Consider the following 14,330-nt stretch of genomic DNA (forward strand, 5'->3'; position numbering starts at 1 on the left):
ACCTTTTGATCTCAATAAATATGTTTGGTATCAAAGATTGGCTATTTGGTAAAGATTAGTTTTTTTTGCCGTACGGGTACTATCTTTAAAGATATGAAAAAAAAATAAAAAAGTCCTTAAAATGCCTTAGGCAAATTCCTTGATCAGAAACAGATCCGTGTATCAAAATTGTAATGTTTATGTTTTAAAATTGAAAGTTTAGGCTGTTTTTATTTTTCAAATAAAAATAAACTACTGATTTAAAGCGCTTTGACATTTTGTTCAAAATTTAATGCATTTGAAACAATAATGGTGTTGATCGGGGGCCTATAGCCCTACTTTGCAACCCTTAACCAATATATAAACCCCTGTATGAAAAAACATTCTGTAATGGTCTGGTCCATGGTCGTTGCCCTTGGTGGCTTTTTATTTGGATTCGATACCGCAGTAATCTCCGGTGCCGAAAAATCTATCCAACAGTTCTGGCATCTTTCGGTTTTTGAACATGGCCTCACTATTTCTATCGCTTTAATTGGTACTGTGATTGGATCTTTAGTTGGTTCGCGTCCTTCTGATCGCTTTGGTCGTAAAAACACACTGTACTTTGTAGCCATCGCTTACTTGCTTTCCTCTCTGGGTACTGCTTTTGCCGATAACTGGTATGTGTTTTTAATTTTCCGGTTGTTAGGTGGACTGGGTGTTGGGATTTCTTCCGTAACCGCACCAATTTACATTTCTGAGGTCTCGCCAGCTAATAGACGCGGTCGTTTAGTAGGCTTGTTCCAGTTTAATGTAGTTCTGGGTATTCTGATTTCCTATTTATCCAATTACCTGATTAGCCAGGGAGGTGAAGCCTCATGGCGCTGGATGCTAGGGGTACAGGCCTTCCCTTCATTTATTTTCCTGGTCTTGATCAGGTTTATTCCTGAGAGTCCAAGATGGCTGATCCTTAAAAGGGGAGCAATGGAAAAAGCATTAGAAATTTTAAGGATCATTAACCCTTTGAACTGTGAAGAAGAGTTGCTTGCCATTCAAAAATCAGGTCAGGATCTTTCAGGTTCAGGGGGGCAAAAAGAAAAGCTGTTTTCTGCGAAATATAAAAGAAGACCAGTGATTCTGGCTATGTTATTTGCTTTCTTTAACCAGGTTTCCGGAATTAATGCCATTATCTATTATGCACCGAGAATCTTTGAAATGGCGGGTTTGGGTGCACATTCATCCTTATTGTCTACAGTAGGGATCGGGTTGATCAATTTTATATTTACGCTGATTGCAATCAACTTTATAGACAAGGTTGGTAGAAGGGTACTCATGCTAATTGGGTCGGTTGGGTTAATCGTTTCATTATTTATGGTCGGCTTTACTTTCTATTCTGGAAATATGAGCGGTTTTGCCATTCCTGCTTACATGATGTTATTCATAGCTTTTTTCGCTTTTTCTCAAGGGGCGGTCATCTGGGTATTTATCTCAGAAATATTTCCGAACCAGCTTCGTGCTAAAGGACAGACACTTGGTAGTTCTACGCACTGGATAATGGCAGCTATAATTGCTTTTTGTTTTCCGTATCTGGCTGAGACATTTGGAGGGGCCACTACTTTCTTCTTTTTTGCCAGTATGATGGTCTTGCAATTGATTTTTGTATGGCGTCTGATGCCGGAGACAAAAGGAGAATCTTTAGAGCAAATAGGATCTAATTTAATCATGCATTAAAAAAATCGGACATGAAAAATACTTGTTCTACACAAACAATTATATGTTTTGGTGAAATCCTGTGGGATGTATTGCCCTCTGGCAAAAGGCCAGGAGGTGCACCAATGAATGTTGCTTATCACCTGCATAAACTGGGGATTAACACCCATTTGATTAGTAGTATAGGAAAAGATACTGCTGGAGAAGAACTACTGGGTTTTTTAAAAGCAATAGGGCTGTCTACGGTTCATATTCAGGGAAATAAAACATATCCAACCAGTGAGGTATTAGCCAGAATTGGTGAGAACCATGAAGTTGCTTATGAGATAGTTTACCCGGTAGCCTGGGATTATATTAACTGGGAACCAGCATATCAAGCATTACTGAGTAGCGCAGCTGCCTTGATTTTTGGTAGTAGCCTGGGTTCACGGAACCTGCATTCAAGAGAAACCTTATTAAAAATGCTGGATTATGCTCAGTATCGCGTATTTGACATCAATATAAGGGAGCCTCATTATACTCCTGAGCTGGTTACTGAACTTTTGCAGCATTGCGATCTGGTTAAGGTTAACGCCAATGAATTGAATCTGATTGCGCAATGGTATGATCACAGGTGTCTAACAGAAACTGATTGTGTGGAGCTGCTTTTTGAACGTTTTGAAATCAAGGAAATTCTAATTACCAAAGGGAGTCAGGGAGCCACTTACCATACCAGGTCCTATAGTTATGACTATCCGGCATATCCTGTAAATGTTGCAGATACAGTAGGAAGCGGGGACTCTTTCCTTGCAGCTTTTTTAGCTATGAAATTAACAAACGAGCACGTAGAAGATACTTTAGATTATGCAGTGGCTATGGGAGCATTTATTACCTCTCAAACCGGGGCTTGTCCGCAGTATTCCAAATTTGATCTGGACAGGTTTATCTGGAAAAGAAAAATGGGTATGAATGACGGTCAGCTGGTCTGAAGACTAGTCAATTAAAATTTAAACACAACCAAATAACCAAAATGTATGAAACGAATACTACTATTTTGCTGCCTTTTATTGGCAGCGACATTGCAGGGGCTTGCGCAGTCCCGCACCATTTCTGGTATTGTAACAGATAAAACTACTAATCCATTGGATGGGGTCACTGTTAATATAGCAGGAACCGATCAAACTGTGGTCACAAATGCGAAAGGCAAATTTGTCATTCAGGGTAAGAGCGGTCAAATTATTAAATTTATCTATATGGGGGCACAAACTGTTACCATACCCATAGGAAAAGATAATGAGGTAAATGTACAGCTCGATATCACTGCGACAAATCTTAATGAAGTTGTGGTTACAGGATATCAGAAAGAACGCAAAAAAGACATTACTGGCGCAGTCGCAGTGGTGAATGTAGCAGAGATCAAAGATATTCCAGTTGGGTAACCCGATAAAAGCACTTCAAGGAAGGGTTCCTGGGCTATTTATTACCTCAGATGGTTCACCAGGTGGAGGTGCAGCTGTGAGAGTACGTGGAAATACAACCCTTCCGTTAGCAGGGTTACCGGGTAATGACCCGTTGTATATCATTGATGGTGTCCAGACACAAAGAGGTCTGCAGGAGATTAATCAAAGTGATATTGAATCCATACAGATCTTAAAAGATGCAGCTTCAGCCTCCATCTATGGTTCCCGTGCAGCTGCTGGTGTAATCATCGTGACTACAAAAAAAGCAAAAGCCGGGTTTAGCAGTATCAATTTTGATGCATCCGTTTCACTTCAATTTTACACCTCCAAGTTGAATACATTAAATGCACAGCAACGCGGTGAAGCCTACTGGCGGGCGGCAGTAAATGATAAACTTGATCCAAATACCAATCAAACCTACCAATACAACTGGAACAAGGATTTCAATAATCCGGTACTTAACAACTTGATTTTGCCAGAATACCTTGATGCGGCCAAGACCATGAAACCGGCCAATACAAATTGGTTTAATGAGATAGCTCAGACTTCAGTCATTCAGTCTTACAACCTTTCTGTAGCTAATGGAAATGAGAAAGGTAATTCATTGTTCTCTGTAAGTTATTATGATAACAAAGGGGTGATTAAAGAAACGCATAATCAAAAGATGACCGCCCGCTTTAATTCGGAATACAACTTCTTCAAGAACCGGCTGAAGATAGGGGAAACCTTTACTGGTACCTATATGAAGGATGTATTGATTCCTACTGGTGATGTGACTTCTTTAGCTCAGATTGAAGAACCGGTGGTACCTATTCATAACGTTGATGGTATAGGATGGGGTGGGCCCGCACCCGGAATGGCCGACAGGCAGAACCCGGTCAGGCTGATAGAAGATAACAAACAAAATAAGAACAACTTTGCACGGATTTTAGGTAATGTATATGCTGAAGTAAATATTATCAAAGGATTAAACTTCAGAACCAGTCTTTCTGCCGATTACAATGGGAACTATTCACGTACTTTAAGGAAATCATACGTTTCAGGTTTCTTGTCAGATCCAACAAATCTTGTCAATCAGAATTCTAATTACGAAGGCAACTGGATATTTACCAATACATTAACTTATAAAAAAAAAAAGGTAAAAGTAAATTAGATTTATTAGCCGGTCAGGAAGAGGTCAGGTATATTAACCAGAGTTTTTACGGAACAAGACAAGGGGTAGGCCTGGAGAATATTAACTATGCCTATTTAAGTTCAGGATCAACAAATATAGATAATGGTGGGTCAGGAGCGACATATGGATTGCTCTCTTTTTTTGGAAAAGCTAATTATTCTTACGACGATAAATACCTGGCCTCAGTTACCATAAGAAGAGATGGTTCTTCCAGGTTTGGAGCTAACCAAAGATATGGCGTATTTCCTGCAATTTCTTTAGGCTGGCGTTTAAGTGAAGAAGGGTTTATAAAGGATAATATTAAAGCAATATCCGATCTGAAATTAAGGTACTCTTATGGTCAAACTGGAAATCAGGCTAGCCCTTATTATGCTCCGTACACGCTTTACTCTGCTATTTACGGTGTAAATCATATTTTCGGTTATGAAACCGGTTCTGCATACGATATAGGTGGTGCAGGTACTGGCCAGCTGCCTTCTGGTTTTACACAAATACAGCAAGGTAATGATAACTTAAAATGGGAAACTACTTCTCAATCTAATTTTGGTCTGGACTTTGGTTTATTTAATAATACCATAACAGGATCTGCTGACTACTTTATTAAAAATACAAAAGATATCCTGCTCACACCAGCTTATCTTGGGGTTTTAGGTGAGTCAGGCAATCGTACAATCAATGCTGCATCGGTACGTAATACAGGCTATGAGTTTTTATTAAATTATAGTGGCAAGGTATCACAAGATCTTTCCTTTTCCCTGACAGGTAATATAGCGGCATACCGGAGTAAAATTACCAGTCTGCCTCCAGACGCTATCGCTATCGCATCTTATCCAGGCAATGGAACTGATCAGACTATTCTTGGCAAACCTGTTAATTCTATGTACGGTTATGTTGCTGATGGTTTATTTACTTCTCAGAATCAGGTTGATAACTCACCAGCACAACCAGGAAAAGGGTTGGGCAGACTCAGGTATAAAGACCTGAATGGAGATGGAATTATTGACAGTAAGGATCAGCGGTTTTTGGGCTCGACAGACCCAGACTTTACTTATGGACTAAACACAACTATCAGTTATAAGCAATTTGATTTGGTTTTCTTTTTCCAGGGTGTTCAGGGTGGACAGGTATATAACACCTACAAGGGGTTAACCGATTTTTCATCTATAGCTCCAGGCGCAAACTGGGGAACCAGGACCTTAGGTGCCTGGACGCCACAAAATCCAAACTCAACCATTCCGGCATTAACAACTGTTGACCGGAATAACGAAGGCCGGGTTTCCACCTATTTTATTGAGAATGGGTCTTATCTGAAATTAAGAAATATCCAGCTTGGCTATAATCTTAAAAATGCACTCAAGCATTTGAATATTAAAACCGCAAGGATCTACCTGCAAGCCAGTAACTTATTTACTGTTAAAAGTAAATCGTATACGGCAACTGATCCGGAAAATCCTTCGAATGTTTATCCTATTCCAGTAATAGGCACAATGGGAATTAATTTTTCATTTTAATTAGTACAGACATGAATCATAAAATATATATAGCAGCATTAATAGGTGTTTGCTTATTGTCCTGCAAAAAATCATTGGACACTATCCCACAGGGTACAGCAGCCAGTAGCGACCTGAACACCCCTGCCAATGTTGATAAAATGGTTATCGCAGCTTATTCAGCATTAGGAAATGATGAATATATGACTCCTTATAGCAGTATGTGGCCTTATGGCAGTATCAGGAGTGGTGATGCTTATAAAGGAGGAGATGGTCCGGGAGATATCAATGAATTCCATGGTTATGAAACTTTTTCATTGAACCGTGTGGATTATGGACCTACAGATGCCCTTTGGTTTCGTCTTTATTTAGCAATTGGAAGGGCTAATGATGCCCTGGCCCGGGTAAATGCAATATCAACTGCCGACTTTCCAAATAAAACAATCAGGCAGGGAGAATTAAGGTTTCTAAGAGGACATTTTTATTTTCTTTTAAAAATATTATTTAAGTATGTGCCCTATATCGATGAAACTATAGCTAAAGAGAACTATTCAACCATTTCTAATCGTGCTTTAACAGACGATGCTTTATGGACAAAAATTGAAGATGACTTCAGTTTTGCGGCAGCCAACTTGCCACCTCTGCAACCTGAGATTGGAAGAGCTAATAAATTTGCTGCAAAAGCTTATTTAGCTAAAACCTTATTATACCATGCTTATACTCAGGATGGGAGTAATAACGTAGGTGGCATTGATCAGCCCAAACTGATTCAGGTGAATAGTTTGTGTGATGAAGTCATCAACTCCGGATCGTACGCATTAAGTGCAGATTTTGCGAATAACTTTTTATCACAGTTTGAAAATAGTAAAGAGTCTGTGTTTGCTATACAATATTCTATAAATGATGGTACGCCACAAGGGCGGGCAGATTTTGGTCACGAACTGAATTATCCAATGAACCAGGAATACGGTTGCTGCGGTTTCCATGTACCAAGTAATAACCTGATCAATGCATTTAAAACGGATAATACGGGTTTGCCAATGATAACCACCTTCAATAGCAATGATGTAGAGCCTGCTGCCGATTATCAAACCAATTCTTTTGATCCCCGAATGGATCACACCGTCGCAATTCCTGGGCATCCTTATAAATACAGACCAGCATTTATCTTTCAAACTTCCTGGGCACGGGCACCACAGATTTATGGTCCGCACCTGAGTATGAAAGAAACAGTTTTACCTGATGATCCTGCCTTTAAAAAGTTTCCACCTTTTATGTCAAGCGGGAAAAACTGGGCTATTATCCGTTATGCCGATGTGCTGTTATTTAAAGCTGAAGCCCTGATTGAATTAGGTAGGTCAATGGAAGCTTTACCTTTAATTAATCAGATCCGTCAGCGTGCTGTAAGCAGTGAATCATTATTAAAACAAGCCAATGGGAGTACCACATCAAATTATAAAATTGATATTTATAAACCCGGTATTAACTGTATGTGGTCTACCGACTTTGCCCGTCAGGCATTAAGATTTGAACGTCGTCTGGAATTTGCAATGGAAGGATACCGTTTCTTTGACCTGGTTCGCTGGGGTATTGCAGCAGATTATATGAATAACTATTTTACAATTGAAAAAACAAGAAAACCCCATCTTCAGGATGCTTTTTTTCAAAAGAACCGGGACGAATATTTACCCATTCCTTTGAACCAGATTAATTTTAGCAAAGGATTATATAAACAAAATGCGGGCTGGTAGTTTTAATGATGACTAAAGATTTATAAATGATCAAACCATTAAAAACAAATTTACACTCATGAAAAAGAAAATAATTGGACTACTGTTGTTATGTATGATCATTGATCATGAAGTAAAAGGGCAGACAGAACGACTAAATACAGAAAAATACCGTCCTCAAATTCATTTTTCTCCAGAAGCACATTGGATGAATGATCCGAACGGAATGGTTTATTATAACGGGAAATATCATCTTTTTTATCAATATTATCCGGGAGGGAATGAATGGGGCCCTATGCACTGGGCCCACGCCACAAGTATCGACCTGGTACATTGGAAGCGTCTTCCTGTTGCTTTATACCCAGACAACTTAGGCTATATTTTTTCTGGTAGTGCGGTGGTAGATTACCACAATACTTCAGGATTCGGGAAAGATGGTAAAATACCCTTAGTAGCGATTTTTACACACCACAATGTAGATGGGGAGCGGGAAAAGCGAAAAGATTTTCAAAATCAGAGTTTAGCGTACAGCCTGGATGAAGGAAAGAGCTGGTCGAAATATGAGGGTAATCCAGTATTGCATATCCCGGGATCACGGATTTTCGTGATCCTAAAGTAATGTGGTATGAGGCCGGTAAAAAATGGATCATGACCCTTGCTACCAAAGACAGGGTCACATTTTATTCTTCTCCGGATTTAAAGAATTGGAGCAAGGAAAGTGAGTTTGGTGAACATACAGGTGCACATGGCGGAGTATGGGAATGTCCAGATTTATTTCCTTTGAAACTGAATGGGAAAACCTATTGGGTGCTGATTGTGAATATTAATCCTGGCGCACCAAATGGTGGTTCAGGAGGCCAGTATTTTATAGGTGATTTTAACGGTAAGGATTTTACACCAGTTAACACTCAAGCAAGGTGGATAGACTATGGTGCCGATGATTATGCAGGTATTACTTGGTCAAATACAGGGGAGAGGAAAGTGTTTATTGGATGGATGAACAATTGGTTGTATGCTAATAAAGTGCCTACATCTACCTGGAGAGGAGCAACTACGCTTCCCCGTGAATTGAAATTGCAGAAATGAATAATAATGAAATTCTATTGGCTTCAATGCCTGTTAAAGAGCTGGAAAAGATTGCTTTGAAGCCTGTCGTTAAAACCAATGTAGCTATAAAAGGAGATAATGATTTGATGAATGGTATCAAACTGCATAGTCCTTTTAAGCTGGAAATCAAAAGTGATGAGCTAAAGTCTTTTACAATTTCTGTAGAGAATGATCATGGAGATAAATTGCTGGTTGGTTATGATGAAAAGAAAAATAGTTATTTTATTGACAGGTCAAAATCCGGAATGGTTTCTTTCGATGAGAATTTCTCAAAGATTCATTACGCACCTAGAATTGCAAGGGGTAAAAAAATGGATATTTCATTATTTATTGATGTAGCTTCTGCCGAGCTCTTTACTGATGAAGGGTTAACCGTAATGACAGATGTGTTTTTTCCGCATAAGCCTATGGATATTATTCGTTTTAAAGCTGAAAATGGCAGTTTATTGAAAGAGGTGAAATACACACCTTTGAAAAGTATCTGGACAGGAGAGAAGTTATGAAAACAATAATTCGAAGAGGAGGGGATGCATTTAATTCTCTTAATTTTAGCTCTTTGAATTTGCTTTCCATAAAAATTGTCATTGATGTGGAAAATTCAGTTTAATTTTCCACATCAATGACAGTTTTAAAATGCATGTACCCTATTTGTTTCTTGTTCCGTTTAGAATATTGATTTGCAATGTATTGCGCTTAATGTCATCTAATTACCCTTAATTCCTTTTAATTACCCTAAAAATGGCTAAAAAAAGGAGACGAGCAGTCACGATTGCATTGTTAGATTTTCTGTGCAGTCCATTCTCAAGGATTTAAATTTATCAAAAATCCCAGGCGTAAATTTCTGGCTGGAAAGTAGCGAACCTGGCACATTTCAAGCAGAACTACTAAAAACACTGATTCTCATAGCCAATTACTTATTTAAACACCAATCCCAGAAGCTTTTTTTCTTGTTCGATTTTGATTCAACTTCAACAGAATAGCTAGAAATTGGACTATCTGGTTTAGTTTCTATTTCCGTGTAGTCAAGCTCATCTCTAATGAGGTGTGAAGGGACTGGAACTATATCATTCATTATAGTATTTGTTTTAACACATTTATGTTGAATAGAATAAATGGGGATTGAATCAGTCGGCTTAATTTCTATTATCTTCTGATCAGCTTTTACATGTGCAATGTTTATTGCTTCTGGTCTAGTAGGTAAAGAGTTACCTGATTTCATACTTTGGAGAAACACTTCAAGTGCACAATCGTTGGGCAATTTTACTTCCCTTGCTTTGCTCCCTTCAAAAGGGCCAATTATTCCGGCTGCTTCCAGTTGGTTGATAATTCGCTCAGCTCTATTATAACCCAATTTTAGTTTTCTCTGAATAAGCGAAGCGGAGCCTTGCTGATGCATCACGATCAATCGTGCAGCATCAGCAAACATTGAATCGAGTTCATTGGGATCAAAATCCATAGATGACTCACTCATCATGCCGTATTTAGGTAAAAGATATGCTTCCGGATATCCTTGCTGATTTCCAATAAATTCATTTACTCTTTCTACCTCTGTTGTATCTACAAAAGCTCCCTGTAAGTGGATGATTTCAGCACCTGTTGACAGTAACATATCACCATTTCCATTTAATAACTCTGCACCACTACCATCTAATATGGTGCGAGAGTCAATAGCAGATGTCACTCGAAATGCCAATCTCGCTGTGAAATTGGCCTTGATTGTACCAGTGATAATTTTTACAGATGGTCGCTGAGTGGAAATAATCAGGTGAATACCAGCGGCTCGTCCTAACTGCGCCAAACGACTAATCACTAATTCTATTTCGTGATTATCCATTAACAATTCTGCAAACTCATCGATTACTACTACAATATAGGGAAGGAAGCGATCGCCATTATTAGGATTTAATTGTCGGTCTATAAACTTTTGATTGTATTCTTTGATCTGTCGTACACCCGCGTTCTTCAACAGGTCATAGCGTTCATCTAATTCTATAGCCAGACCATTTAAGGTATTGATTGCATTCAATTTATCACTGACAACAGTTTTTGTTGCACCTTTCAGTTTTGCTAAAAAGTGTTGTTCAATTTTACGGAACAAACCTAATTCTAAATTGTTAGTGTCAATTAGAACAAGCTTCAATTGAGAAGGGTGCTTCTTGTAAAGAAGTGAAAATAGGATAGCATTTAAACAAACAGATTTGCCTTGACCAGTTGCGCCTGCAATCAACAAATGTGGTAATTTAGTTAGATCTACAAGAAACACTTCATTTGCCATTGTTTTGCCCAACACGATAGGTAAATCAAAATCACAGGTTAGGAATTTTTGAGTCCCCAATAATGAACGTATTGAAACCAGAGACGGATTTGCATGCAGGACTTCGATGCCCATAGTTCCTTTGCCGGGGTTCGGACCTATGATATTAATTTCGGCAGCCAAAGTTAGCGCCAGGTTGTCTTTTAAACTTTTGATCTTTGAAACTCGAACTCCTGGTGCAGGAATGAATTCGTATAAAGTAAGTGATGGTCCTACTATACTACTTATGGCGCTAATTTCAATCTGGCTATAATTGAAGGTTTCTACTATTTTATTCTTATTTAGTTCAAGTGTTTCAGCATCAATAATGATGCTATCACTATAGTTTTCTAATAACTCAAGATTTGGATACTTATAACTTGCGAGATCAAGTCGGGGATCGTATGCGCCAAATTGGTTTTCTGAGCTGTGCGGCAAATCATTAATTGTGTTTTCAATATTCATTTGGTTTTTTCGAGAGGTTAACTAAATGTAAGCATAATGTGCCAGATCATTGAATTTGGCAATTGTGTTTTAGACCTTTACATTTGTCGAAAGCAAATAATTATTTCTAACTTAGAAAACTAAAAAACGTGGTAAGGCTGTGATATGTATGTCGTAACTTTTTAGGAAATATACCAATTTCAATGACCGAAACCCAACTAAAGAATTTTATTGAGTCACTAAAAACTGAGAATCAAGAGCTCAGATTGATGTTAGATTTTGGTTATACCTGGGATGGTCAATCTGCAACGCTTTATGAGATTAGACCGCAATGGAATAATCCGACTAAAATTTTACATCTCGAATTTGCCAAATTACGCTTTATAAAAACCACTAAAATTTGGCGGTTATATTGGAAACGAGGGTCTGGAAAATGGGAAGCATATGGACCACACCCGAAGAATTCAAATCTCCAGGAATTACTGATTGCGATTAAAAAAGATTCTCACTGTTTTTTTTCGGGTAATTGAATTTCTTGCCCCATTCTAGCGCCAGGATTTTATTTGGTATTTATTATGTTGGCAATGTGCAAAATTCTCCCATTTGCAAAATGTACGATAAGTAATTCAATAGTAGAAAGGCGAGGGGGCCATTATAATTTGTCCATTAAATTTCAATTTTGTATTTTTAAGGTACATCAGTAGCTTAAAAATATGTCCGATTCAGAGCTTGAAACTAAACATGAGAAATATCTTATTACGATCAGAAATCTGAGGGCAAATAACTTCAGTAAAGATTTACCTTTCCTTATTCTTTCTGAAAATCTCCCGGAAAGCCAGGTTTACAAGGAATTTTCAGATGGTCGCATCGAACTTCAAGAAGTTGGATCTACTGGAAAAAACTTCCGTACGCGTGTAATTAAAGTCCTTAAAGGAATGCAGGCAGATAGTATCCGTAAAAGTTATGGATTACTCTAAACCAACTCTTTTAGTTATATCTGGTCCTAATGGTGCTGGCAAGTCAACTCATATTCAGACCATGCTATCCGAACCATTTAAAGGAATATTTTCTTTTGACAGAGATAAAACTCGTATTTCTTTTGAACTAGAGCTAAAGACGGCGGGAGTTCTTGAAAAAGAAATAACCCCTTGTCACATCCCGATTACTGGTGATATGCTATTTTATTTTAATAACAACTTTGCCAGTAGCTCTTCCACTCTCAACATAAGCTAAAGCATCATCATTGTTTGCTCGAAAGGGTAGATTTTATCTATAATAGGCTTTATAAATCCTGTTTCTACTAGCTTGGTAATTTGGCTGAGTTGTTCTCCGTCTGCACGCATAAATAAAAACGAATAACTAACGTCTTGATTTTTAGCTTTTCTTAATATTCCACTACTGGCTAAAGATAAAATCAATCTTATATACCAAGGAGCTTTTATATCTCTGGCAAATTCTGCAGTTGGAGGGCCTGATATGGAAATTGCTTTTCCTCCCTTTTTCAAAATATTAAACGATTTTTCTAGTGTTTTTTTGTCCTGGCTATTTAAAACTAAATCATAATCATTTAGAACATTCTCGAAATCTTGGTTTTTGTAATCAATCAGTACATCTGCTCCCAATCCGTTCAATAAATCAAAATTTCTGGTACTGGAGGTTGTTGCTATAGTTGCGCCTATATGTTTGGCAAGTTGAATAGCAACTGTACCCACGCCACCAGAACCCGCCTGGATAAAGACTTTTTCCTTTCTTTCTTTAATCCGCCACGTTCTACAAGAGCCTGCCATGCTGTTAAGGCAACTAATGGGAGTGAAGCAGCCTCTTCCATACTGATGTTTTTAGGTTTATATGCAACATCTTTTTCATCGATTGCAATCTGCTCTGCAAAAGTACCGATGCTAAAATCAGATGGTCGAGCATAAACTTCATCGCCAACCTTAAATTTCTTTGCGTTTTTCCCAACTTTAACAACTATGCCCGCCAAATCATGCCCCAAAATTAAAGGTAGTTTATAGGGCAAAATGGGCTTGAATTCGCCGGATTTTATTTTTGAATCGAGTAAGTTTAATCCTGCCGCATTAATTTCAATTAATACTTCGTCATCCCCCATAATTGGGCTCGGTACAACAGCAAATTCTAATTTTTTGCTGTATTTGTTTAAGATAAAGGCTTTCATCTTTTTAAGTATTTTGTTTCTTAAGGATCGTATAAGTTGTCTTTGGGTTAACCAAGTTGAAGGCAAAGAAGGGAAGAATCTACTTGCGTAATACAATGCTTTGGAATCACCAACACGAATGGTATACTGATTGTCTTTAATTCCTGATAACAATGCTTTTACTAAGTTTTCGGGAGACAATTTCTTATCTGTTCGTTTTGCGGTCATTTCTGTTTCTACAACAGGAGGTAAAAGTTCAAATACTTTAACCCTGCTTTCCAAAATTTGTAGATTTTTTCTAAGCAGTTTAGTGTAGAAACTCAATGCTGCTTTTGATGCAGAGTAGGTTGGCTCATCAAGCGCCGGAACCATGCTTAAAATTGAAGTAGTAATGATAATTGCAGCTTCTGGTTTCGATTTTAGCATGTCAATAAATACATTGTTTAAGCCAATAACACCCAAATAGTTTACCGTCATTTCGTATTCAGCATTTTTCAAAATCTGGTTATTTGCAATTCCCAAGTTTAAAGCTGGACTACCAACACCGGCATTGTGATATAAAATATCAATACCGCCTAACGAATTGACTTGTTCATAAAGTGCAGCTGCATCTTTTGCATTTCCAGCATCGCTTTGCATAGCGATAAGTTCTGGGTACAGTTTTTTCGCCGCATCTAATTTATCCTGATTTCTGCCGGTAATGATAACTTTTGCACCTGCAGACATAAATTGTTTGGCAGCCTCGAATCCAATACCTGACGCACCTCCTGTGATCAATATTGTTTTTCCTTTAATTTCCATATTGTTATGAATTGAAACGTTTACAAGCT

At 38.1% G+C, this 14,330-nt stretch carries 14 protein-coding genes and 1 pseudogene; 12 read left to right on the forward strand and 3 right to left on the reverse strand.

Annotated elements, in window-relative coordinates:
* Nucleotides 1-351: 351 nt before the first annotated feature.
* From ACWYN3_RS02110 to ACWYN3_RS02150, 9 genes and pseudogenes are all read left to right on the forward strand, one after another.
* Complete coding sequence (locus ACWYN3_RS02110; RefSeq protein WP_456219650.1) at nt 352-1,689, forward strand: sugar porter family MFS transporter; 1,338 nt, start codon at nt 352-354, stop codon at nt 1,687-1,689.
* An 11-nt stretch (nt 1,690-1,700) separates the two neighbouring features.
* Entirely contained in the window at nt 1,701-2,636 is a 936-nt protein-coding gene (locus ACWYN3_RS02115; protein WP_456219651.1) for a carbohydrate kinase family protein, read from the forward strand.
* A 45-nt stretch (nt 2,637-2,681) separates the two neighbouring features.
* Nucleotides 2,682-3,086, forward strand: coding sequence for a carboxypeptidase-like regulatory domain-containing protein (locus ACWYN3_RS02120; protein ID WP_456219652.1), 405 nt, complete (start codon nt 2,682-2,684; stop codon nt 3,084-3,086).
* Nucleotides 3,079-4,260, forward strand: coding sequence for a TonB-dependent receptor plug domain-containing protein (locus ACWYN3_RS02125; RefSeq protein WP_456219653.1), 1,182 nt, complete (start codon nt 3,079-3,081; stop codon nt 4,258-4,260). The genes ACWYN3_RS02120 and ACWYN3_RS02125 overlap by 8 nt, the downstream gene beginning before the upstream one ends.
* Before the next feature lie 17 nt (nt 4,261-4,277).
* Nucleotides 4,278-5,792: pseudogene (locus ACWYN3_RS02130) on the forward strand (SusC/RagA family TonB-linked outer membrane protein); the annotation flags it as partial.
* Between the two features lie 11 nt (nt 5,793-5,803).
* Nucleotides 5,804-7,522 carry a RagB/SusD family nutrient uptake outer membrane protein gene (locus ACWYN3_RS02135; protein WP_456219654.1) on the forward strand — a complete coding sequence of 573 codons (1,719 nt, stop codon included), beginning with the start codon at nt 5,804-5,806 and terminating at the stop codon, nt 7,520-7,522.
* Nucleotides 7,523-7,580: 58 nt separating this feature from the next.
* Nucleotides 7,581-8,120 carry a glycoside hydrolase family 32 protein gene (locus tag ACWYN3_RS02140; protein ID WP_456219655.1) on the forward strand — a complete coding sequence of 180 codons (540 nt, stop codon included), beginning with the start codon at nt 7,581-7,583 and terminating at the stop codon, nt 8,118-8,120.
* The gene (locus ACWYN3_RS02145) at nt 8,120-8,587 is read left to right on the forward strand and encodes a glycoside hydrolase family 32 protein (protein ID WP_456219656.1); all 468 of its coding nucleotides are present in this window, start codon (nt 8,120-8,122) and stop codon (nt 8,585-8,587) included. The genes ACWYN3_RS02140 and ACWYN3_RS02145 overlap by 1 nt, the downstream gene beginning before the upstream one ends.
* Nucleotides 8,584-9,111, forward strand: a complete 528-nt coding sequence (locus ACWYN3_RS02150; protein WP_456219657.1) for a GH32 C-terminal domain-containing protein — start codon at nt 8,584-8,586, stop codon at nt 9,109-9,111. Before ACWYN3_RS02145 ends, ACWYN3_RS02150 begins: the two co-directional genes overlap by 4 nt.
* A 407-nt stretch (nt 9,112-9,518) precedes the next feature.
* Here the strand turns inward: ACWYN3_RS02150 and ACWYN3_RS02155 are convergent, their stop codons facing one another.
* The gene (locus ACWYN3_RS02155; RefSeq protein WP_456219658.1) at nt 9,519-11,366 is read right to left on the reverse strand and encodes a DNA translocase FtsK; all 1,848 of its coding nucleotides are present in this window, start codon (nt 11,364-11,366) and stop codon (nt 9,519-9,521) included.
* A gap of 182 nt (nt 11,367-11,548) precedes the next feature.
* On the opposite strand from ACWYN3_RS02155, the gene ACWYN3_RS02160 reads away from it, so the two are divergent.
* The 3 genes from ACWYN3_RS02160 (at nt 11,549) to ACWYN3_RS02170 (ending at nt 12,578) form a co-directional block, all read left to right on the forward strand.
* Nucleotides 11,549-11,875, forward strand: a complete 327-nt coding sequence (locus tag ACWYN3_RS02160; protein WP_456219659.1) for a DUF3024 domain-containing protein — start codon at nt 11,549-11,551, stop codon at nt 11,873-11,875.
* A gap of 183 nt (nt 11,876-12,058) precedes the next feature.
* Nucleotides 12,059-12,322, forward strand: coding sequence for a hypothetical protein (locus ACWYN3_RS02165; RefSeq protein WP_456219660.1), 264 nt, complete (start codon nt 12,059-12,061; stop codon nt 12,320-12,322).
* A complete protein-coding gene (locus ACWYN3_RS02170; protein ID WP_456219661.1) occupies nt 12,309-12,578 on the forward strand; it encodes a hypothetical protein in 270 nt (89 codons plus the stop codon). Before ACWYN3_RS02165 ends, ACWYN3_RS02170 begins: the two co-directional genes overlap by 14 nt.
* Here ACWYN3_RS02170 and ACWYN3_RS02175 read toward each other — a convergent pair.
* Nucleotides 12,575-13,057, reverse strand: a complete 483-nt coding sequence (locus ACWYN3_RS02175) for a zinc-binding dehydrogenase (protein ID WP_456219662.1) — start codon at nt 13,055-13,057, stop codon at nt 12,575-12,577. The two genes, ACWYN3_RS02170 and ACWYN3_RS02175, sit on opposite strands and share 4 nt — an antisense overlap.
* Nucleotides 13,021-14,301: an SDR family NAD(P)-dependent oxidoreductase gene (locus ACWYN3_RS02180; RefSeq protein WP_456219663.1), complete on the reverse strand. Its 1,281-nt coding sequence runs from the start codon at nt 14,299-14,301 to the stop codon at nt 13,021-13,023. Before ACWYN3_RS02180 ends, ACWYN3_RS02175 begins: the two co-directional genes overlap by 37 nt.
* Nucleotides 14,302-14,330 lie beyond the last annotated feature (29 nt).

Source organism: Pedobacter sp. NJ-S-72 (assembly GCF_053890575.1).

Coding starts and splice junctions, on each gene's coding strand:
- ACWYN3_RS02120 (WP_456219652.1), top strand. CDS start 2,682: ATGAAACGAATACTACTATTTTGCTGCCTTTTATTGGCAGCGACATTG.
- ACWYN3_RS02150 (WP_456219657.1), top strand. CDS start 8,584: ATGAATAATAATGAAATTCTATTGGCTTCAATGCCTGTTAAAGAGCTG.
- ACWYN3_RS02140 (WP_456219655.1), top strand. CDS start 7,581: ATGAAAAAGAAAATAATTGGACTACTGTTGTTATGTATGATCATTGAT.
- ACWYN3_RS02160 (WP_456219659.1), top strand. CDS start 11,549: ATGACCGAAACCCAACTAAAGAATTTTATTGAGTCACTAAAAACTGAG.
- ACWYN3_RS02170 (WP_456219661.1), top strand. CDS start 12,309: ATGGATTACTCTAAACCAACTCTTTTAGTTATATCTGGTCCTAATGGT.
- ACWYN3_RS02180 (WP_456219663.1), bottom strand. CDS start 14,301: ATGGAAATTAAAGGAAAAACAATATTGATCACAGGAGGTGCGTCAGGT.
- ACWYN3_RS02110 (WP_456219650.1), top strand. CDS start 352: ATGAAAAAACATTCTGTAATGGTCTGGTCCATGGTCGTTGCCCTTGGT.
- ACWYN3_RS02145 (WP_456219656.1), top strand. CDS start 8,120: ATGTGGTATGAGGCCGGTAAAAAATGGATCATGACCCTTGCTACCAAA.
- ACWYN3_RS02165 (WP_456219660.1), top strand. CDS start 12,059: ATGTCCGATTCAGAGCTTGAAACTAAACATGAGAAATATCTTATTACG.
- ACWYN3_RS02155 (WP_456219658.1), bottom strand. CDS start 11,366: ATGAATATTGAAAACACAATTAATGATTTGCCGCACAGCTCAGAAAAC.
- ACWYN3_RS02115 (WP_456219651.1), top strand. CDS start 1,701: ATGAAAAATACTTGTTCTACACAAACAATTATATGTTTTGGTGAAATC.
- ACWYN3_RS02135 (WP_456219654.1), top strand. CDS start 5,804: ATGAATCATAAAATATATATAGCAGCATTAATAGGTGTTTGCTTATTG.